At 35.8% G+C, this 21286-nt stretch carries 24 protein-coding genes; 10 read left to right on the top strand and 14 right to left on the bottom strand.

Annotated elements, in window-relative coordinates:
* Positions 1–79: 79 nt before the first annotated feature.
* Positions 80–457, top strand: a complete 378-nt coding sequence (locus tag SFA27_RS18250; RefSeq protein WP_264519037.1) for a helix-turn-helix domain-containing protein — start codon at positions 80–82, stop codon at positions 455–457.
* A 292-nt stretch (positions 458–749) separates the two neighbouring features.
* On the opposite strand, the gene SFA27_RS18245 is transcribed toward SFA27_RS18250, so the two are convergent.
* The 4 genes from SFA27_RS18245 to SFA27_RS18230 all read right to left on the bottom strand — a co-directional run bounded on the left by SFA27_RS18245 (position 750) and on the right by SFA27_RS18230 (position 4594).
* Complete coding sequence (locus SFA27_RS18245; RefSeq protein WP_407294102.1) at positions 750–1604, bottom strand: glycine betaine ABC transporter substrate-binding protein; 855 nt, start codon at positions 1602–1604, stop codon at positions 750–752.
* Position 1605: 1 nt separating this feature from the next.
* Positions 1606–2433 (bottom strand): ABC transporter permease, encoded by an 828-nt coding sequence (locus tag SFA27_RS18240; RefSeq protein WP_407294100.1) that lies wholly within the window; start codon positions 2431–2433, stop codon positions 1606–1608.
* Between the two features lies 1 nt (position 2434).
* Positions 2435–3685: a glycine betaine/L-proline ABC transporter ATP-binding protein gene (locus SFA27_RS18235; RefSeq protein WP_047373712.1), complete on the bottom strand. Its 1251-nt coding sequence runs from the start codon at positions 3683–3685 to the stop codon at positions 2435–2437.
* 543 nt (positions 3686–4228) lie between these two features.
* Positions 4229–4594: a DUF1304 domain-containing protein gene (locus tag SFA27_RS18230; RefSeq protein ID WP_264519034.1), complete on the bottom strand. Its 366-nt coding sequence runs from the start codon at positions 4592–4594 to the stop codon at positions 4229–4231.
* A gap of 65 nt (positions 4595–4659) precedes the next feature.
* Between SFA27_RS18230 and SFA27_RS18225 the strand changes: the two genes are divergently transcribed.
* The 3 genes from SFA27_RS18225 to SFA27_RS18215 all read left to right on the top strand — a co-directional run bounded on the left by SFA27_RS18225 (position 4660) and on the right by SFA27_RS18215 (position 6178).
* Positions 4660–5232 (top strand): Crp/Fnr family transcriptional regulator, encoded by a 573-nt coding sequence (locus SFA27_RS18225; RefSeq protein WP_407294097.1) that lies wholly within the window; start codon positions 4660–4662, stop codon positions 5230–5232.
* 63 nt (positions 5233–5295) lie between these two features.
* Entirely contained in the window at positions 5296–5727 is a 432-nt protein-coding gene (locus SFA27_RS18220) for a DoxX family protein (protein WP_407294095.1), read from the top strand.
* Between the two features lie 7 nt (positions 5728–5734).
* Complete coding sequence (locus tag SFA27_RS18215; protein WP_047373720.1) at positions 5735–6178, top strand: carboxymuconolactone decarboxylase family protein; 444 nt, start codon at positions 5735–5737, stop codon at positions 6176–6178.
* A 1499-nt stretch (positions 6179–7677) separates the two neighbouring features.
* On the opposite strand, the gene SFA27_RS18210 is transcribed toward SFA27_RS18215, so the two are convergent.
* From SFA27_RS18210 to SFA27_RS18185, 6 genes are all read right to left on the bottom strand, one after another.
* Positions 7678–8646: a cyclase family protein gene (locus tag SFA27_RS18210; protein ID WP_407294093.1), complete on the bottom strand. Its 969-nt coding sequence runs from the start codon at positions 8644–8646 to the stop codon at positions 7678–7680.
* A 236-nt stretch (positions 8647–8882) separates the two neighbouring features.
* Complete coding sequence (locus tag SFA27_RS18205) at positions 8883–9866, bottom strand: aldo/keto reductase (protein WP_407294091.1); 984 nt, start codon at positions 9864–9866, stop codon at positions 8883–8885.
* 193 nt (positions 9867–10059) lie between these two features.
* On the bottom strand, positions 10060–10812 hold the full coding sequence (locus tag SFA27_RS18200) for a type 1 glutamine amidotransferase domain-containing protein (RefSeq protein ID WP_264519028.1): 753 nt from the start codon (positions 10810–10812) through the stop codon (positions 10060–10062).
* Between the two features lies 1 nt (position 10813).
* Complete coding sequence (locus tag SFA27_RS18195) at positions 10814–11101, bottom strand: putative quinol monooxygenase (RefSeq protein ID WP_407294089.1); 288 nt, start codon at positions 11099–11101, stop codon at positions 10814–10816.
* A 1-nt stretch (position 11102) separates the two neighbouring features.
* Positions 11103–11987 carry an NAD-dependent epimerase/dehydratase family protein gene (locus SFA27_RS18190; protein WP_407294087.1) on the bottom strand — a complete coding sequence of 295 codons (885 nt, stop codon included), beginning with the start codon at positions 11985–11987 and terminating at the stop codon, positions 11103–11105.
* Complete coding sequence (locus SFA27_RS18185) at positions 11984–12601, bottom strand: NAD(P)H-dependent oxidoreductase (protein WP_407294084.1); 618 nt, start codon at positions 12599–12601, stop codon at positions 11984–11986. The genes SFA27_RS18190 and SFA27_RS18185 overlap by 4 nt, the downstream gene beginning before the upstream one ends.
* A gap of 462 nt (positions 12602–13063) precedes the next feature.
* Here SFA27_RS18185 and SFA27_RS18180 point away from each other — a divergent pair, with 462 nt between their 5' ends.
* Together SFA27_RS18180 and SFA27_RS18175 are read left to right on the top strand one after the other, a co-directional pair.
* Positions 13064–13810 (top strand): metallophosphoesterase family protein, encoded by a 747-nt coding sequence (locus tag SFA27_RS18180; protein ID WP_407294082.1) that lies wholly within the window; start codon positions 13064–13066, stop codon positions 13808–13810.
* Between the two features lie 40 nt (positions 13811–13850).
* Positions 13851–14747, top strand: coding sequence for a LysR family transcriptional regulator (locus SFA27_RS18175; RefSeq protein WP_047373731.1), 897 nt, complete (start codon positions 13851–13853; stop codon positions 14745–14747).
* On the opposite strand, the gene SFA27_RS18170 is transcribed toward SFA27_RS18175, so the two are convergent.
* Both SFA27_RS18170 and SFA27_RS18165 read right to left on the bottom strand, forming a co-directional pair.
* Positions 14724–15191, bottom strand: coding sequence for a GNAT family N-acetyltransferase (locus SFA27_RS18170; RefSeq protein WP_407294080.1), 468 nt, complete (start codon positions 15189–15191; stop codon positions 14724–14726). The two genes, SFA27_RS18175 and SFA27_RS18170, sit on opposite strands and share 24 nt — an antisense overlap.
* Complete coding sequence (locus SFA27_RS18165) at positions 15192–15626, bottom strand: GNAT family N-acetyltransferase (protein WP_407294077.1); 435 nt, start codon at positions 15624–15626, stop codon at positions 15192–15194.
* Positions 15627–15878: 252 nt separating this feature from the next.
* On the opposite strand from SFA27_RS18165, the gene SFA27_RS18160 reads away from it, so the two are divergent.
* From SFA27_RS18160 to SFA27_RS18145, 4 genes are all read left to right on the top strand, one after another.
* On the top strand, positions 15879–16754 hold the full coding sequence (locus SFA27_RS18160; RefSeq protein WP_407294075.1) for an aldo/keto reductase: 876 nt from the start codon (positions 15879–15881) through the stop codon (positions 16752–16754).
* 98 nt (positions 16755–16852) lie between these two features.
* Positions 16853–17557 carry a DNA alkylation repair protein gene (locus tag SFA27_RS18155; protein WP_407294072.1) on the top strand — a complete coding sequence of 235 codons (705 nt, stop codon included), beginning with the start codon at positions 16853–16855 and terminating at the stop codon, positions 17555–17557.
* Positions 17558–17696: 139 nt separating this feature from the next.
* Entirely contained in the window at positions 17697–18755 is a 1059-nt protein-coding gene (locus tag SFA27_RS18150) for an NAD(P)H-dependent flavin oxidoreductase (protein ID WP_407294070.1), read from the top strand.
* 74 nt (positions 18756–18829) lie between these two features.
* Positions 18830–19441 carry a hypothetical protein gene (locus SFA27_RS18145; RefSeq protein WP_407294068.1) on the top strand — a complete coding sequence of 204 codons (612 nt, stop codon included), beginning with the start codon at positions 18830–18832 and terminating at the stop codon, positions 19439–19441.
* Between the two features lie 49 nt (positions 19442–19490).
* Here the strand turns inward: SFA27_RS18145 and murC are convergent, their stop codons facing one another.
* A complete protein-coding gene (gene murC / locus SFA27_RS18140) occupies positions 19491–20828 on the bottom strand; it encodes a UDP-N-acetylmuramate--L-alanine ligase (protein ID WP_047373744.1) in 1338 nt (445 codons plus the stop codon).
* 6 nt (positions 20829–20834) lie between these two features.
* The gene (locus SFA27_RS18135; protein ID WP_407294065.1) at positions 20835–21272 is read right to left on the bottom strand and encodes a hypothetical protein; all 438 of its coding nucleotides are present in this window, start codon (positions 21270–21272) and stop codon (positions 20835–20837) included.
* Positions 21273–21286: the final 14 nt, after the last annotated feature.

Genomic DNA, 21286 nt, shown 5'->3' with positions numbered 1-21286 from the left:
ATACACAAATGTAAAGCGGTAATAGTTTATATTTGCTACTAGTTAACTAATGGTTACTAGTAACCTTCATGAAACTATTATGGCAAAAATCATAGAAAATGGCATCGAAAGAGAAGCCAGCTGTACGGAAGAACTGTTCGCAATGCGGGACAGCCTGGATGTATTGGGAGGAAAATGGAAACTGATGATTTTACGGTATCTGACAAACAGACCTGATCAGATGATTCATTTTAAAAAGTTAGAACGAAGTATCGAAGGAATTTCCGCTAAAATGCTGAGTAAGGAATTAAAAGAGCTGGAAACCAATCTCCTGGTCACAAGAACGATTCAGGATACAAAACCTATTACTGTAACTTATGCCGTGACGGAATATGGAAAATCAGTATTTCCTGTGACGGAAACTTTGGTGAATTGGGGAATAATCCATCGGGAAAAAATCAAAGAATCAATGGGATAGTTATGAGATATTGGAAAACGCAAAGACGCAAGAATTTTCCTTTAAATATGCCTTAAGGCGCAAGGATTTTATCTTTGATAAAATTTAATTCTGTTGAATTTAACTGAAATAAACTTGGTGAAAATCTTTAATTTTATTGCGCCTTAAAGCAGTATGTTATTAAATTTCTTTGCGCTTTTGCGATTACTAATCAATATTGCTTCATAGAGAAAAGATCAAATAATCTATGTTGATTAAAAAATCCTCAAACTCTTGTAGAGTTGAGGATTTTTTAATAATACCAAATTGTTTATTAATTTTTATCTAACCATGACTGTACCAGTTCAGCGTGATCTTCCACCCATTCTTTGGCAGTAGCTTCTTTGTTTTTACTCTGTTCCATTTTCATTAAAAGATCAGACATGTTTTCATCATCAAAATGGACTTTGGAAAAGAATTTTGCCAGCTCCGGATAATCTTTACCAAAGCTTTTTCTGGAATAGGTTTTAATCTGTTCTGCTTCGCCAAATATCTTTTTAGGATCATCCAGAAACTTAAGTTTCATTTTTCCAAACATCCAGTGTGGCTGCCATCCGGTAACTACAATCCATTCTTTTCGTTGTATGGCATTCTGTAATTCGGTGATCATAGCAATGGTAGAGGAGTTGATCTGCTGATAATCCAGCTTATAATCAATAATAGCTTTATCTGTTCCGGTGGTTAATCCGGCTCCTTTTTCAATTCCAATGATTCTGTGATTGAATTGATCCGGATGCTGACTGAGTTCTTCAATGGAATTAATAGTAACGTATTCCGGCACAACCAATCCTATACGGCCGTTATCATAATTGGTTCCAAGATGAACTAATCCTGGGAATTTAGCCAGTTTTTTAGCATGGGTGTAAGGAAGCCAGACTCCCATGAAAAGATCTGTATCTTCATTATTCATCGAAGCAAGAATCATATCCGTAGATGCTTTTTGAATAATGACATGATAACCCTGTTTGTCCAGAATGGCTTTTGCAACATGCGTCATCGCAACATCCTCCGCCCAGCCGTCTACCATTCCTATGGTGATGTATTTTGAATTTTTTATGTTTCCACACGAACTTAATGCTATAAATATCAACATTAAAACGGGGAAAAACAGATATTTTAATTGTTTCATCTTATTGCTTTTTCTTTACAAATCCCTGAGTAATACGGTCCAGGATAATGGCTAAAATCACTACGGATAAACCACTTTCAAATCCTAATCCGATATCCAGATTATTAATTCCTTCCAGTACTTTTTCTCCCAAACCACCTGCGGCAATCATTCCTGCAATAACAACCATGGATAAGGATAACAGTATGGTTTGATTGATTCCTGTTAAAATGGTTTTCATCGCTAAAGGAAGCTCAACCTTGAACAGGATCTGACGGTTGGTAGCACCGAAGGCTCTGGCTGCTTCTACAATATCTTTCGGAACAGCTTCAATTCCCAATGTAGTTAATCGAACCGCAGGCGGCATCGCAAAAATAATCGTTGCAAAAGCTCCGGGTACCTTACCAATACTGAAAAACAGTACGGCAGGAATCAGGTAAACAAATGCGGGCATGGTCTGCATCAAATCCAGTAAAGGACGAATGATTTTTTCTGCTATCTTGCTTTTAGCAGCCAAAATTCCCAGAGGAATAGAAAAAATAAGGGCCGTAATGGTGGATACAAAAATAAGCGCCAGAGTTTCCATCGTTTCTTTCCATAGTCCCATTAGAAATATTAAACTCAGCCCGGCTGCAGTGACTACAGCAATGCCTTTTCCGGCTTTCCATAATGCCAGCAGCGTAAAAAAGAGAATGATAACATAAAAGGGTGTGTTTGTAAGAAGCCATTCAATCCCCATGATAGAGGAATTTCCTACATGTTTTATGACATCAAATACAGGTTTTCCATTTTCTGTGAGCCAATTGATTGCAGTTTCTACATATTGACCTATATCTATAGTTTTATTCATCTTATTGGTTGTTTGCGATTTCTTTTAATTCTATGATCTCTTCTTCGTTAAACTTGGTAGCTTCTATGACAAGTGATAGCTGGGTAATAAGACCTAGAAACTTACTGTCTTCATCAATCACAGCGATGGCTGATTTACTTCCGGAAATTAATGGTAACATTTCCTCAACCGTAACTTCCGGATAAACTGAAGGGACATTACTGTTGATAATGGATTCCACTGTAGGTTCTTTCTTTTTGGCGATGCGCACAACATCATTAAGGGTGACAAATCCCAGAAATTTATTCTGAAAATCTACTACAGGTAAGTTTTCCAGACCTGTAGCTCTCATTTTTCTTAAAGCTCCTTCAGGGCCGTCTTTTCTGAAACGTACTACCGTGGCTTTATCAAACATCAAGGATCTGGCAGTGATAATTGTTTTACGGTCTACTTTCTCTACGAATGCTTTCACATAGTCGCTGGCAGGATTGGTTAAAATATCTTCGGCTGTTCCTATCTGTTCTATGACACCATCTTTCATAATGACGATGCGGTCTCCGATTTTAATGGCTTCGTCCAAATCGTGGGTAATGAAGACAATGGTTTTTTGAAGGGTATTCTGCAGTTCAAGCATTTGATCCTGCATTTCAGATTTTATCAAAGGATCCAGTGCGGAGAAGGCTTCATCCATAAGCAATACTTCAGGATCGTTTGCCAAAGCTCTTGCCAATCCTACTCTTTGCTGCATCCCTCCTGAAAGTTGGGAAGGGTACTGATTTTCAAAGCCATTCAATCCTACAATATCCAGGGCTTTCTGTGCTTTTTCATCACGGGAAGCTTTGCTTTCTCCTCTGATTTCCAGTCCGAAACCTGCATTATCTAAAATAGTATGATGGGGCAGCAATCCGAATTTCTGAAATACCATACTCATTTCCGTTCTTCTTACTTCCAGAAGTTCCTTATTGTTTTTGCCTGTAATATCATCATCATTGATGTATACTTTTCCGGAAGTGGGTTCATTCAGTCTGTTAAGACAGCGCAGCAGTGTAGATTTTCCACTTCCTGACAATCCCATGATGACAAAGAATTCACCTTCATAGATTTCAAAGCTTGCTTTGTTGATTCCTATGGTACATCCTGTTTTTTCAAGAATTTCTTTTTTGGAAAAGCCTTTGTCTAAAAGTTCCTGTGCTTTTTCTTTGTTTTTGCCAAAAATAATAGTCAGGTCTTCAACTTTAAGTTTTACTTTTCTACTGTTTTCATTTTTTTCCATATTCAGAATTTTTGAATTAATAAATGATATAAAAAATTGTACACCAATTCATTATATACGTTTAATCTATGTTGTTCTGCTGATGACGATAGTGCAAAATAATTTGCAGAGCTTATAGTGATAAAAGCTTTTAACAAAAAATAAGAGCATACAGACCATTGGGCCTTATGTTTATTTTTAAATATTTCAATTAGATTATACTCTAGAAAAAGAGTGTAGTATGTAAAAAGAGATTAATCTTCTACATAAATTCTACAATTAAATTACGGATGAGGTAATTACAGATATGTGTACTGAACAACTTGAATTTCTACATTTCATCAGAATGCAGAACAGCATAAAAAACCTGTATATCAATTTTTTATGACGATGCAAATTTACGAATTTTATATTAAATGGTTTTTTTGGTACGTAAGAAGCTGGTTTTAAGTCTGGTTATGGAATGTGATAGACAGAGCAATTTTTCCCTTACCACTAAAGATAAGAGCATATTGACATGGTAAATATTCTGAAGGAGATTTTTACAAATATGAGCGATAAGAATTACTTCAGTAAAACGGAAATAATTGCCAATATTGCTGGCAGTGCCTGTACGAAGAATATTTTTTTTGTGGCAGAAACTGCTCCATAGATTCCTGCTACAGCTACACATCCTAAAAAGAATAATGCCACATTGGTCTGCCATTGCGGATCTTTAATCAAAAAAGACCAGATGAGTCCGGCAGCCAGAAAACCATTATAAAGTCCCTGATTGGCAGCGAGTCCTTTGGTTGGTTTAAACATTTCTGCAGGCAAAGCCGCTTTAAAAACTTCCTTTCCTTTGGTTTCCCATGCGAACATTTCCATCCAAAGAATATAAAGGTGCTCCAGTGCAACGATGGCAATCAGAATTTTAGCAACAATTTCCATGATTCAATATTTTTCTCATTGTAAAACTAAAAAAATAAAGTTAAGTTTGATTACTAAATATTACAATGGAAACTTTTAAGGCACATTTAGATAAATTTATTACCATAACCGATGAGGAATTTGCTTCCATCATATCTTTTTTTCAGGTTTTAAAAGTGAAGAAGAAAGAAAATCTGATGGTTGAAGGTGATATCTGTAAATTTAAATATTTCGTATTGGAAGGATGTCTGAGAAAGTTTTTTGTAAATGAAAAAGGGGTAGAACAAACCACAGAATTTGCTATTGAAACCTGGTGGATGTCTGATACTTTTGCTTTTGAAAAACAGACTAAATCGAGCTTTAACATTCAGGCTGTAGAAAATTCCAAAATTTTGGCCATTGATTTTCAGTCTCAGGAGCTTTTGCTGGAAAAACATCCCGTTATGGAACGTTACTTCAGAATGGTGTATCAAACGGCTTATGCTGCTGCCGAAAAAAGGATCCGTTATATTTATGAGATGACGAAAGAAGAATATTATGTGCATTTCAGTACGTTGTATCCTTGGTTTATACAGAGAATTCCGCAATACTTAATTGCTTCCTTTTTAGGTTTTACTCCGGAATATTTAAGCGAAATCAGGGCAAAATTACGATCTTAAACCAGTTTAAGATTTTTACGGATCAGAAACCGGAAATTTGTCATGTTATTAAAAGCCAATACAATGACAGAGACCAAAAATCAATTTCCGCAGCTATTTTTAAGACTTGCTCTTGGTGTAACCATGCTTTCTGCAGTGGCAGACCGGTTTGGATTATGGAGCAAAGAAAACTCATCATGGGGAAATATGGAGAGTTTTAAAGAATACACAAGACAGCTTACATTTTTCCTTCCGGAGTCTTTGAGTACGTTTTCAGCGTATGCCGCTACCTTTTTTGAAATTCTTTTTCCTTTGATGCTGATCTTTGGATTTAAAACAAAGTTTGCAGCCTATGGAAGCAGTATCCTGCTGTTGATTTTTGCCATATCCATGACCATTGCATCAGGACCAAAAGCCCCACTGAACTATTCTGTATGGGTGGGAAGTGCCGCCGCGCTTTTACTGGCAGTACAACAACATTATTCTTTAAGTATAGATCAATTAATCAAAAAATAATAATATTATGAGCGCAAGAATAAATATTGCAACAGTAGATTCAGCAGCATATAAAGCAATGCTGGGATTGGAAGGGTATTTACAAACTATTTCTTTAACACACATTCAGAAGGAGCTGATTAAGATCAGAGCTTCACAGATCAATAAATGTGCTTTCTGCCTTGATATGCATACAAAAGATGCAATCAAATACGGAGAAAATCCTCAAAGAATCTTTATTCTTAACGGATGGACGGAAGCAAAAGAATTTTTCACTGAAGAAGAGCAGGCGCTATTGGCAATGACAGAAGAAATTACACTGATCAGCGATAAAGGTTTAACAGAAGAAACGTATCAGAAAGCGAAGTCTTTCTTTGATGATAACCAGATCGCTCAGATCATCATGGCGATCATTACCATCAATGCCTGGAACAGAATTGCAGTAAGTACTCATCTTCCGATTGCAAAATAGTGAAGTAAGGAAGCAGGGTGCTGGAAGATGGAGGTTGATTGAAACTGCATTATTTTACGGATGTTTACTTTATTTAAAACGGCCTTTCAAATTTTGAAAGGCCGTTTTAATGCAAGATGCAAAGTGGCAGTGTAACACAGTTTGGGTATTAATTCTAAAAATAAATTCTAAGGTTAATTTTATTTTTTTAAACCGGAATTACATTGTCTCTTTGTTTCTCGGATATAAAATTTGTTTGAATTTTACCAAATCACAAAAGTCACAAAAGGTTTCATTTTAAAACACTTGAGTTTACTTAAGTAAGTTTAAAATGATACTGCAGAAAAGTTTACACAAGATGAAAATCAAAGATTTTCACAAAACTTAGGTGTACTTATTACGCATAAGGCCTGGTTCTGAAAAAACTTAAGTGTTTAAAACTTTTGTACCTTTTGTGGTTAAAATAATGAATATAAAAGTTTAAATAGCCTCATGCTGTAAACATTTAATTTAAGGAACTAAGATACAATGTTACACCTTTTATGTATTAAAAAAGACAGCACTTTGCTGTCTTTATGTTTTTATTTTACCCTGTATTTGGATTTATTTTAGTACTATAAGGAAAAATAAATCATTTTACTATTCACTTTTTTGTATAGTTGCTGTAATACAATTAAAAAAATCAAAGAAATGTGAAAAAAATTAAAGTTTCATTTTTACATAGTTTGGAATAATTTTTGTACCTTCGCCAAATAAAGAATTTCCCTAACCGAATGTTATCGGAAGGAAAAATAATGTTTAATTTTAAAAAACCAGATAAAATATGAATTAATTATCAAATTTTAAACCAGTAAGCTCTAAAGCTTTTATAGACTCCTCAATTATACATCCATCTTGGAAAATATTATTTCCAGCAGGATGAATTTTTGTTTAAAAACAGTACGTGCTTGCGTACTTTTGGCATTTTAATACTCTATTCACGTAGAGTATCAGCTTTGGTTTTAATCAAAGCATGTTTGATTTTTTATTACTTATTAACAACTAATACTACCATCATGGGAATATCAGATATAATAGCAATTTTATACTTACTTCTTGAAGTGTATAAAACATTTACTAAAAAGTAATATACATAGCTACGCTCAGTAGTTATTTTACTTGAATGAACTATTCATTGGAGTGAATATATTCATTACTGACCCGATAAGTTACAAGGCTTATTGGGTCATTTTCTTTTGCAAAGTTACAAACTCTTTTGTTGTCTTGCAACAACAACAACAACTAAATCAGTAGTTGCTGTCTATCTTTGTCTATTGTTATTATCTATTGATCATCTATAGTATCTTCCACTGCTTTATCCTAAGTACTATCAATAAGCTCTCTATTTAGTATCATCCCTATCATCATCTTTACTATTATCTCTATGATAAGCAATATCTTTTCAATAGTTAATTGTAATAATTAATAAAATAAAGTGATGATTTTAAAATTTAGTGTAAATCTGTAATCCAATCCCTAATTTAATAAATAGCGACAGGATTCACATTCACCTGAGTAGAACCTACATATAAAGGCTGTCCCAGTACGAATAAGAATTCCCAGATTTTTTGTTTCACCAATGGGCGGCTGTCAATAAGTTCCAGGTTATAAATTCCTTTTTTAGCCAGCATAAACTGGTTGATAGGAAATTCTTCTTTACTTTTCGGGTTAGGATATACTTCAGAAGCCCATGTGTCACCACCAAAAGCTACGATTCCCTGATCGGCAAGCCATTTTGCAGCATCCATTCCGATTCCCGGTTCTGTTTCTAAGAATTGTTGATTGTTTTTACCGATCAATTCAAGCCATCCGGTATTGAAAAGAATAATATCACCTTTTTTCAGGGTAAGTCCCTGTTTCTTTAAAACAGATTTGATATCTTCTACGGTAAATTCTGTTCCTCCGGGTACTATTGATTTTCCATAATGGGCCGTCATATCAAGGACTAAACCACGAGTAACAAAAGGAGGTACTTTTTCAACGCCCAGTTTTTTCACGCCTTCTACGGTTACAAAATCTGCAGCTTTGTTTCCGTTGTAGTAGGTGTTATCAATACCGATGTGTCCGATACCGTTCAACTGTGTTCCTACTCCGGTCCATCCGTTTACAAGTTCATCATTGAATGTAAATTTATTGGGACCTATACTTTTTCCGCCCTGTTCTCCAGGCTGAATATTATATAAATTGAAACTTCTGTGTCTGAAAGCCGGAAGGTTTTTGTCAATAGGAACGGCAAGTGCTAACGTTTTACCCTGTTTCACGAGTCCCAGAGCCTGTTTTACAACTTCAGGAGTCAATAAATTGGCGGCTCCTATTTCGTCCTGTGCTCCGTAAGCAGAAGGATACCAAGATTGATCTTCCGGATTGACAAGTGTCTGAGCTTTTAAACTCATGCTGTTTATCGTCAGCAGAGTAGCTAACCCGAACATTTTGATCAGATTATTTTTCATTTTTATGAGGTTTGGGGTTAAGGGAGGGATGCTGGAAGATGGGAGAGGGACGTTATTAAAGTCGGATAACAGATGGAATTGTATTGATTGTGATTGATGTAGAATTCAACTTCAATTGTCATTCCGATGAAGGAGGAATCTCTTTGTTATATCCAGAATAGTACAATAGAAGCCTGCTAATTATCAATACACTAATAGAACTTCCATCTTCGTACCTCCATCTTCCAGCCTTTATATTAAATTTCGCTCAATGCTGAATTGATGAAGTTCAATTCTTCCTGAGAAAGGTCAATAGATATTGCTTTTGCATTTTCGATGGCTTGCTGTGCATTTCTTGCTCCGGCTAATACTACTGTAATTGCGGGTTGCAGAGTAGTCCATCTTAATACCAGTTGAGAAAGACTTGCTCCTTTTTCCTGAGCAATAGGTTCAATTTTTTCTAAAAAAGTTTTCACTTTATTCAAATCAAACTGTGAGAAATATCCATTTCTGTGGTCATTATCTTTTAATTGGGTTTCTTTAAAATATTTACCTGTTAAAAGACCTCTTTCCATTGGGCTGTATACGATAATTCCTGAATTGTTTTCCAAAGAATAAGGAACAAGATCTTTTTCAATAGCACGGTTCAGCATACTGTAAGAAACCTGGTTGCTGGCAAGCTTTAAAGTTCTGTTAGCTTCTTCCATTTGAGCTACACTATAGTTACTTACCCCTGCAGCACGGATTTTCCCCTGCTGAATTAATAATTCCATAGCTTCCATAGTTTCACAGATAGGAGTAGTGCTGTCCGGCCAGTGAAGTTGTAAAAGGTCTATATAATCTGTCCCTAATCTTTGTAAGCTTTCTTCAACTTCTTTGATGATGTTTTCTTTGGAAGCTAATTTATAAACAGGAAGAGTTTTTCCTTCGTCTTCTGCATCAAAGAAAAATTCGCCTTTTCCATTGTTGCTTCCGTCCCATACCAGTCCGAATTTTGTTAAAAGCTGGATTTTTGAACGGTCTTTTCCTTTGATGGCTTCACCGATCATTTCTTCACTCAATCCGAAACCATAGAATGGTGCTGTGTCGATAGAAGTTACTCCGTGATCCAATGATGCATGAATGGAGTTGATAGAATCCTGTTTTTCATTACCGCCCCACATGTTTCCGCCGATAGCAAAAGCCCCATGGGTGATTGTTGATAATTCTAAGTCAGTGTTTCCTAATTTTCTGTATTCCATTTTGTTTTATACTTAATTATTTTTTTATTAACCACCCCGTCAAAAATTCAAAGAATTTTTGCCACCCCTCCAGGGGAGGGGAATTCTCGCTGTTTCAATAGTGACACTTTTAAGAACTTAAATGCTCTTTTGCATTCAACTTTTTACTAGTGTCTAAAAAACTTTTGTGACTTTTGTGGTTAAAAATTGTCTGTTATTTATTTAATTCTTTTACTATAGCTTCTCCAACGCTTTTTGCAGATTGTGGATTCTGTCCTGTGATCACTCTCTGATCAGTTACCACATGATTCTGCCAAAGTCCTGATTTTTCAAATTTTGCTCCTCTTTCTTTCAGCTTATTTTCCAGCAAGAAAGGAACAACGTCTGTTAATTTTACTTCAGATTCCTCTTCATTGGTGAAAGCATTGATTTTCTTTCCGTCTACAAGATATTTCCCATTATTGAGTTTGATATTCACCAAACCTGCAGGACCATGACATACAGCCGATACAATACCTCCGTTTTCATAAATTTTAGAAGCAATATCTGCCAGTTCCTTATTGTCTGCAAAATCCCACATGGCTCCGTGTCCTCCCGCATAAAAGATCGTTGAATACTCTTTCGGGTTCACCTGTGATGGGGTCATAGAATGATCAATCTTGTTTTTGTACTCCTGGTTTTCCCAGAACTCTTTGTTTACAGGATCTGTCAAATCGAAGCCGTCTACAGGAGGAGTTCCGCCTTTCGGACTTACGAAGTCAATTTCATATCCTGCTTTGTGAAGAACTTCCCATGGATGGGAAACTTCCCCCAAATAATATCCTGTATCTTCACCGGTACTTCCTTTTTTATCATGGCTGGTTACCACGAATAATATTTTCTTTTTCATATTTTTTGATTTTTTGGTTTGTGCCTGAGCGAATCCTATCGTAAGGATCGCCAGCATTAAAAACGCTAATTTTTTCATATTAAATGATATTGGTGGTATAAATCTGTGGTTTTTCCTGAAGTTTTTCATCCACCAAAGCTCCGAAAGCCTGAATGTAAGGTTGTTGATTGTGCTGAGCCAGCCCTTCATCACTTTTCCAGATTTCGTAGAAAACGAACTGATTTTTGTCTTCAATTCCCTGGTGAAGATTGTAAAGCTCGCAAGCTTCTTCCTTTCTTGTTTCTTTTACCATATTCTGAAGAACTTCCAATACTTCTGCCTGATGCTCTTCTTTGGCTTTTATAATTGCTGTAAGATGAATTTTCATATTAAATAAAATTTTCAATTGAGTTATAGATAGGTTTCCATTCCAGTTCTGTTCTTGCTTTGTCTGCATTACATCTGCTGTTGGATGCAAAACCAAAGTAGCCGCCTGCAGGTCCGAAATTGTCAACAGCATCCTGTATACTTAAAGATTGTGCTGGTTTCAGATTATATTTTTTACTGATAACTTCTGCGATGTTTTTTAAAGAGGAAGAACCATTTTCTGCATAATAGATGGAACCTCCTTTAGCCTTTTCCAGGGCCAGTACATACAGATCTGCCAAATCTTCAATATGTAAGTTGGACCAGATGTTTTCACCTTCCCCAAAATAAATACCGGCCCCTTTTTTCTGAGAAAAATTAACCAAAGCCGGAATCTGGATGCTGTCTTTTTTTATCCCCAGACCTTCTCCGTAAACCATGGTAGGAACAATAATGATACTTCTTATATCTTTTTGAACAGATTGAAGAACATAATTGTTAATAAGCACTCTTGATGCCATTTCCAGTCTTGGAGTCAAAGGAAAATCTTCCGTATAAACAAAATCACTTCTTTTACCATTTTCTTTACCCCCGAAAATAGCAGATCCTGAAGTAAATATGAATGTTTTATGGCTTCCTTCCATTGCTTTGATAAAATTATCCACAGCATAGGCATCATCTGCAGAATCAGCATTATGGATTACCGCATCAACACTGTTAACGGCTGTTTTTATTAAATCTTCATTGTGAATATTCCCGATAATGGTTTTGATTCCCAATGATTCCAGTTCCTGTACATGAGCTTCATTACGAACTAATCCTGTCACTTCATAATTTCTGTCAAGCAGTTTTTTTGCGATAGTTCCGCCAATATAGCCGGTAATACCTGTTATCAGTATTTTTTTCATGATACTAATTCTTGTTTTAATTCTTTTTCAAATACGTTTCTTACATGTTCTCTGTAAAGCTTCATATCACGCTCTATATTGGCATTTTTCTCCACATCATGGAAGTGGAAACTTTCCATTTTCTCTAATGAGACAAAGGCATTCATTCTATGGAAACCAAATAACGGTCCATCATCTACACTTCTTTCACTGAAAAATTCTCCGGGAAGTGTGAAAGCAGTTGCAGGAGCGTTCCAGCTTGTGGTCAGCATATATTTTCTTCCGCCAAGCATTCCTCCTGTTCCATAGTTGATTTCCGGATTCTCAGCTTTTCTTCCGTCACTCATATAAATTCCTTTGGCATGGCCTGCTGTGAAAACTTCATCAATATATTTTTTCAATCCGTTCGGAAGCTGGAACCACCAGATAGGAGTATGGTAAATGATGTAATCTGCCCATACAAATTTTTGCACTTCTTCATTTTTGTCGTAGTTTTCACTTACATTGGTTATCTTTACTTCTACATTATCAAATTCTTTAAGAGCTTCTAATGTATTTTCTGCAATAGTCTGATTATATTTTCCTCCGGAATGTCCGAAATTCTGTCCTCCGTTGATGATTAGTACTTTTTTCATTTTTTTATGATTGTTTAAATTTTACTCTGCAAAGTTAGGATGGATGTTTGTATAATAAAAATAATATAAATTATAGGGAAGTATTATTTAAATTATAGTTTATCTGATTCAATGTTTTGGTTGAAAGTTTAAGGTTGAGAGTGAGCGGGCAATCTGCTTTGCTTTTGAATTTTTTACACGGTTCGGGGTGCGTAATCCGAGGTTTGTTGATTGTGAATGGTGAAAAGTCAATTCGCTTCGCTTGTGAATTTTTTACAGGTTTGGGGTGCGTTGTTCGGGATTGAGTGCAGCCGATTTGTTTATATATAACAGGTATTTCTAATCAGCAGTTAATCATTCACTATTGACTTTGCGCAGCAAAAATTGACTATTGACTATTTCCCTTTCATGGTAAAATGTCATATCATATCCGGACTGAAATTCCTTTCCGTCATGTAAATTTGTTTAACAAATTGAAGGACAATGATACAGGTAGCTGTTTTTAGTGATGTGCATGGAAATCTTCCTGCATTGGAAGTAGTGTTGAAAGATATAGAACAGAGAGGAATCAGGCAGAAGTTCTGTTTGGGAGATCTGGTGGATTTTGCACCCTGGGGAAATGAAGTGATAGAAAAAATAAGAAGCCTGAACATTCTTTGTCTGATGGGAAATCATGATGAAAGAATTGCTTTTGATATTCCTGTTGTTCCTTTGTCCAAACATTCGGAAGAAGAAACCAATGCCAGATTCATAGCGATTGATCATTCTAAAAGACATATTACAGAAGAGAACAAAAAGTTTTTATCAGAGCTGCCTTTTCATTTAAAATTAAACTATAAAGTTGGAAAGAAGCACTGGAATATTCAGTTGGTTCATTCCAGTTTATCGAGTAATGATACCTATTTGTATGAATCAGAAAAGGATGATATTTTTACTAATATGCTGAAAGACTCTCAATCTGACGTTATTGTGATGGGACATACTCATTTATCTTTTAAAAAGCAGTTTGAAAATAAGACATGGGCCATTAATTGTGGCTCCGTGGGCCGTTCTAAAGAAGAAAACAGACTGGCTTCTTATGTCATATTGACTTTAGATGAAGAAAAAATAACACCTGAAATTGTACAATTACCCTATCCGATTGAGGAAACTGCCCGTCAGATAAAGGAAAGCGGGATTCCGGATTATTATGCATTATTTCTAAAGAATGAAAATGTATTAATATTATAATTATTTTGTAACTTTGTATCAGAATATTAATAATTAAATCATGGTCAATTTAGAATGGTATCGTACTTTTAAGGCGATATATAAAACCGGAACATTGACGGGAGCTGCGGATGCTTTATTCATATCACAGCCGGGAGTGAGCCTACATTTGAGCTCATTGGAAGCTTATGTAGGATACAAATTATTTGACAGGACCGGTAGAAAAATGATTCCGACAGAACGTGGGAAAGTATTATTTAATGCCGTTGCTGAACCTATTGCCAAACTGGAAGATGTAGAAAAAAACTTCCAGAAATCTACTGAAAAACATACGCCTACCATTAGTGTTGGAATGTGTTTTGAAACTTTTCAGACGACTTTGGAACAATATGTTTCTTCATTGCCTTTTAATCTGATTATCAGTTTTGGAGAATATCCGGAAATGCTGGATCAACTGGATAAAGGAATTCTGGATCTTATTATCACCCCGAAAAAAGGATCTTCACCCAATATAGAACATGAAGCTTTCTCTTCTGAGCAGATCATTCTGGTAGGAGGAAAGAATGTAGATACTGCAGCTTTCAGTAAAGTTTTAAAAACAAAAGATGCAGAACAGATTGAAGAGTGGCTGAAGAACGAAAAATGGTACGGAACCACCGGAGATATGGAACACCTTTTCCAGTTCTGGACCCTGAATTTTGGTCATAAACCGAATTTCCGTCCGAATTATATAGTACCCAACCTGAATTCAATTATCCGATGTCTGAAAGGAGGAACAGGATTAGCTGTTGTTCCCGATTTCCTATGTAAGAATGATATTGAAAGCGGTGAAGTAAAGCTGATCTGGGAAGGAAAGAAAAAGCTGGAAAATACACTGTATTTCGGATGTCGTAAGAAAACGAATTATCAAACCGAGATAGAGCATATTAAAGGCTTATTCCGTCAGGTGATGGGTTAATACAACCATATCGCGCATTTGTAAACCGTTTTCATAGATGGGAACCGGATAATTTTCAATAAAAAAATCTTTCAGAATTCCACTTTTGATGAAACCGTTTTTCTCATAAAATCTGATCTGTTGGAAGCCGGTATCCGACGTTCCAACAGTCAGTGTTTTATAATGGTTTTCTTTGGCAATTTCCTTAGCTTTATTCATCAGGATCGTTCCGATGCCTTTGCTTCTGTAGCTTTCAATCACTGCAACATTTTTAATTTCCAGTTCTGTATCACTGATTCTGCATAACGCCATTACAGCAATGCTTTCAATGCCATCTTGTAAAAGATAGATGTCAGATTTGAAAATATATTGATCAATAGCCTCCTGGGTTTCATCCGCAAGGAGCAGCAAATGATAAGGTATCTCCGAATCAGGATGCAATTGATTGAACGAAAAATTTTCCATTTACAGACTCATATGAATAAGTGGATAATCCTTTCCTGAACCGTCTTTTTCCGATCTTCCGATCTTTTTAAAACCCATTTTTTCGTAAAACCCTATCGCTTGTGGATTTTGTTCATTGACGTCCACTTTGGTGAGCCCGGTTTTCTCTTTCATAAACTGATACAGTGTTTTACCATAACCTTTTCCACGCGTATCATTGTGAATGAAAAGCATTTCCAGGTTACCTTCTGCAACGGAGGCAAATCCTTTAGCTTCGTTGTCCTCAGTGATTAAATAAACTTCCAGATGAGGAAGATAGTCTCTTGGGATAACTTCTTTGAAAAAATTGAAATCCTCCTCAGCAAGAAAATCGTGAGTTGCTTTTACTGCTGATTCCCAGATTTCCATAATTCTTGAATAATCTCCCGCATTAGCCAGTCTGATGTGTTGTGACATGATTTTTAAATTTAAACAAAAATAGAGAAAATAGCGATGGGATGCCAGCTGAGCCATAAATTTGCAACCAACAACCAACAACCAACAACCAACAACCAGCAACCAACAACCAACAACAAGTAACTAGCAACCAGCAAAGCTAGAATTAGATCACAATTTTTTAAATGAAACAGTAAAATTGGTAGGCAGAATTTTCAAATTTTTGTTGCAAATTTGTTTATCACTTTATATTAATAATTAAAATAAAGACTTATGCAAAAGAAAACCTATACAGGACAGCCTGTGGTAACCTTAAATAACGGAGTGGATATTCCTGCTTTAGGCTTTGGAGTATGGCAGATGGAAGACCTGAAAGAATGTGAGAATGCGGTAATAAAAGCTATTCAGAGCGGATATAGAATGATTGATACTGCTGCTATTTATCAGAATGAAACTGCAGTATGTGCTGGGGTAATAAATAGCGGAGTAGACAGGGAAGCATTGTTTATCACATCAAAAGTATGGGTTCAGGATCATGGGTATGAAAAAGCTAAAAGTGCTTTTCAGAGAACATTAGACAGATTGCAGATGGATTATCTTGATATGTACCTTATCCACTGGCCTTATGGAGATTTTTTAGGAACCTGGAAAGCTTTGGAAGAATTATACAAGGAGGGAAAGATCAAAGCTATAGGTGTATGTAATTTTACGATCGAGAAACTGGAAGAATTAAAAGCTAATTCAACAGTGCTGCCGGTAATCAACCAAATTGAGCTGCACCCTGTATTCCAGCAAAAAGAATTACAGGTGTATGACAGAGAAAATAATATCATAACACAGCCCTGGAGTCCGCTTGGAAATGGAAACGCCCAGCTTTTAAGCAATCCTGACCTGCAGGCTATTGCTGAAAAATATGGTAAAACCGTAGCTCAGGTAATTCTGAGATGGCATCTTCAGGAAGGGTTTGTAGTGATTCCAAAATCTGTGACGCCATCGAGAATTGAAGAAAACTTTAATGTATTTGATTTTGAACTGACGGAAGATGAAATGAATGTTGTCCGTTCTTTAGATACAGGGAAAAGATTATTCTTTGATCCTAAAGATCCGGATTGGGAACAGAAAATGTTGAATTCCGTAGCGGATATTTAATTTAAGAAATACAGAGTAACTCCCGCAGTTTTCATGAATGTACAGATCAGAAATCTGAGTTATTGTGAAACCTGTGGGATTTTAAATTAATAATACTCATGACTGCAGCAGAATTCATAGAAACACTTTCATTATTTAAAAATGAAAAAGAACTCAATAAAGTTGAGAAGTTTTTCAAAGGAAATGATGGAACTACAAAGAGCTTTGGAGTGAAATTCGGAGATGTCTTTACTATTGCTAAAGAGTTTTCTGCGATGTCTTTGGATGAGGTCAATAAACTTCTTGACAGTGATTTTTATGAAGTGAGAATGGGAGCCGTGAGTATCATGGATTTTCAGGCCAGAAGTAAAAAAACAACTGAAGATCAGAAAAAAGATCTTTTTAATCTGTATCTGAACCGCCATGATCGTCTGAATAACTGGGATTTTGTGGACAGGGCGGCCAGAAATATTATTGGGGAATATCTCATAGATAAACCCAGGGACATCTTATACAAGCTTGCTTATTCCCAAAGTCCATGGGAAAGAAGAACAGCTATTGTAAGCACTCATGCATTTATCAGAAAAAATGATGCGGAGGATACTTTTGCCATTGCTGAAATTCTTGTTCATGACCCGAATGAGCTGGTGAATAAAGCTGTGGGAAGCTGGATAAGAGAAGCTGGAAAAAAAGACAAAAAAAAATTACATCATTTTCTCACTACTTATGTGAAAACAATGCCCGCCGCTACATTTTCTTATGCAGCAGAAAAGCTCGATCCAGCATCAAAATTACATTATAAAGAACTCAGGAAAGCAAAATAAATCTTGCTTTGTATTATGTACAATGGATGTTTATCAACAACCTTAAATCTTGAACTTTAAACCATATTCTGAGCAATATCATAATACTGAATGATATTCATTGCTGCTTTCTTCGTACATTTTAATAAAAATAATTCTTATGTTTTGGCCAGATACAATCAGTAAAAAACTAGGGATAAAATATCCTGTTATTCAGGCTCCGATGTTTGGAGTAAGTACGGTACATATGGTGGCAGCTGCTGCAAAAGCAGATTGTTTGGGGTCATTAGCGCTGGGAGATCTTTCTGCAGACCAGTCTGTTGAATTGATCAGGGAAACGAAAAAACTGACTGATAAACCTTTTGCAGCCAATATATTTGTACATCAGATTCCTGAAGTGACCGATGCTTTAAAAGAAAAGTTTGTCAAAGCAAAGCAGTTTCTTGAGCAGCTGGCCAGAGAAAATAATATTGTCGTAAACCTTCCTGATCTTGAAGCAATCAGCATAAACGGTTACCATGAGCAGGTGGATGCCATCATTGAAGAAAACTGTAAGATCTTGAGTTTCACATTTGGAAATCTGGATGATCAGAGTATTCAGAAATTGAAAAATAACGGAGTTACCCTTATCGGAACCTGTACTTGTGTGAATGAAGCTTTGCAACTTGAGAAATCAGGGATTGATATTATCTGTGTTCAGGGAATAGAAGCGGGAGGTCATAGAGGAAGTTTTGAGGCAGAGCATATTCCGCAGATCGGAGGCTTATCTTTGCTGTCACAGGTGTATGATCATGTGAATATTCCTTTGATCTATGCAGGAGGAATCTATGGAGCTAAAACATTAAAAGCCGTTAAGGATTTAGGAGCACAGGGCTTTCAGGTGGGAAATCTTTTATTGGCTTCTCAGGAAAGTGCTTTACAGCCTTTTGAAAAGGAAAAACTGAAAAAAGTAAAAGAAGAAGAGATTGTTTTAACAAAAAGTTTTTCCGGAAGATATGCCAGAGGAGTGAAAAATCAATTTATAGAAACCGTAGAAAATTCAGAATATATTTTACCCTATCCTTATCAGAACAAACTGACCAATGCCTTACGTAAAGCAGCAAAATCTTTGCAAAATCCAGAGTTTGTAGGAATCTGGGTTGGACAGTCTATTCATCAGTATAGTGAACTTTTCACAGAAGAAATTTTAAAAAATCTGATCAAAGAATGTGAAAGATAGATCAATATACTTTCAATTTGCTGTTATTTTTCTATTTTCGTGAAATATAAAAACTAAAATCAACGAAAATATAAATGAAATTTTCAGAAGGAATTCAAAGATCACTCCCGTTCGGCTATCTGTTTCTTGTTGTAATGGGAATACTAAAAGAGAGTGTCTTCTACTATCAGATAGGCATTAATATTCTGAAATATTCAACGATAATGGATATTTTGATAAGCCCGATTGCCACCTTAACTGCTCATCCGGTAATCCTCATTGCCCTGATTGTTATAATCGTATTTTCATTTGCTTTTCCATCTTATTTATCAAAACAAAGCAATAAAAATAAAAAATGGGCACAAAAAATGGCTTCCCTTAAAGAACATGAAAATATGAGTAAAGAGGCAATTGAGAATCATTTTACCAATATGTTTGTAAGATTCCTGGCGATGATGTTGTTGTCTTTCTTCGTAGGAATAGGATGGGGGGAAGGCATGACATTAACAAAAAGAATAAAGGAGAACAGACTTAAATATGATTATAAAATAGATTATGGCGATGATAAGTTTGAACAGGTTCATCTGATTGGATCGAATAGCATGTATTATATCTATCTGGCAAAAGGAAACAAAACAATAAAAATTTCACCGGTAGGATCTATAAAAAGTATTGAGTTGACCAACAACAAAAGATTGAATAATTAGAAATAATGCTTAATAAAAAAGCTTCAGATGATATTCTGAAGCTTTTTGTTTATTTTGTTAAATCAAGACCACCGAAATTTCCGGAACTCATCATGAGATAAACACCATCTGTTTTATCCAATGTATTCCAATAGGCATGAAGATCTTCAGCATTCGTGAAAACCTTTAAATTTTCATTCTTGAATTTTTCTTTAATAAACTCTGGAGAAATAGGTTCCATTCTTTTGATTTTCAAAGCATCTTCAGAGTAGAAAACGATAGCTTCATTCAAGCCGTCCATTGCATGGTCATACTGCTCAAGAAAAGCAGGATTTAAACTGGAATAGGTATGAAGCTCCAGAAATCCATATTTCTTATCATTTTTAAACTGTTCGGTGAATGCTTTTACAGCTGCCTTCACCTTGCTTGGTGCATGGGCAAAATCTTTATAAAGAGTTCCTTTATCTTCTCTTTCTACTTTTTCAAGACGTTTGGATGCTCCTTTGAAGCTCATAATAGCCTCATAAAAGTCTTCATCCATAATGCCAAGCTGTCGGCAGATGTGTCTTGCTCCTTCCATATTCAACAGGTTGTGTGCTCCAAAAACAGAAAGCGGAACATCTCCCATTTCAGTTTTTAAATACACTTTACCATTATTGATTTCGTATTCAGGAGTTTTATAAGGGATCTTTCTGAAATAGTTCTCTGCATTTTCCACTACTTTTACTACTTCAGCATCTTCTTCATTGTATACCAGAACTCCACCTGCTGTAATACTTGCCACAAACTTTCTGAACTGATCTATATAATCATCAAATGTTTTGAAAACATTGATATGATCCCATGCAATACCACTCATTAAAGCAATATTCGGCTGATACAGTAAAAATTTAGAACGAAGGTCGATAGGAGAAGAAAGATATTCATCACCTTCCAAAACCATGAAATCATTATCCTGAGTTAGTTTTACCATACAGTCGAAACCTTCAAGCTGGGCCCCTACCATGAAATCCACATCTTTCTGGTGGAAATTCAGAACGTGAAGGATCATTGAAGTAATGGTTGTTTTACCATGTGATCCTGCAATGACAACTCTGGTTTTATTTTTGGACTGTTCGTACAGGAATTCAGGATAAGAATATATTTTCAGACCCAGTTCTTTTGCTCTTGCCAGCTCGGGATTGTCCTGATGGGCATGCATCCCAAGAATAACAGCATCAATATCCGGAGTGATCTTTTCCGGGAACCAGCCCATTTCCTGAGGCAGAATTCCTTTCTTTTCCAATCGGGATTTTGAAGGCTCAAAAATAGCGTCATCAGAACCTGTCACCTGATATCCTTTGTCTTTTAATGCAATCGCAAGATTATGCATGGCGCTTCCGCCAATGGCAATGAAGTGGGTTTTCAATTGTATTTACTGTTTTTTAACATTAGTATTAATGATCTGCTGGAAAGCTTCAAGAATGTTGTTCCAGTTGGTCCGGTAATTCGGAATAATGAGACTGGCATCTGATTTACTTCCTTCATTTGGACCTTTCTTGACGTTGATGGAAGTTGAAATATTGTCGTACAATTTTTTGCGGTCTTCCTGTATTCTTCTGAAGTTATTCTGAGAAAGAACCTGATCCAGTTTCTTTAAATCTTCATCAGAAATTTTAAAATCCTGTTTATATTTTTTACCCTGCCCTTCAAAAGAGTAGTGTACATTATTCCCTTTTATAAGCATATTTTCATATACAGGAGCATAGCCTCCGCTTTTCGAATAGCTGATATCAAAATCCGAATATACTTTCTGGCTGTTGCATGAAACTAATACTATGATTGCGAATAAGATTCCAAGTATTTTGTTCATAATTTTTGTCATTA

The organism is Chryseobacterium sp. HR92, from assembly GCF_045689405.1.
Classification (GTDB): domain Bacteria; phylum Bacteroidota; class Bacteroidia; order Flavobacteriales; family Weeksellaceae; genus Chryseobacterium; species Chryseobacterium viscerum_A.
This window is presented reverse-complemented; position numbering and strand designations above follow the sequence as displayed.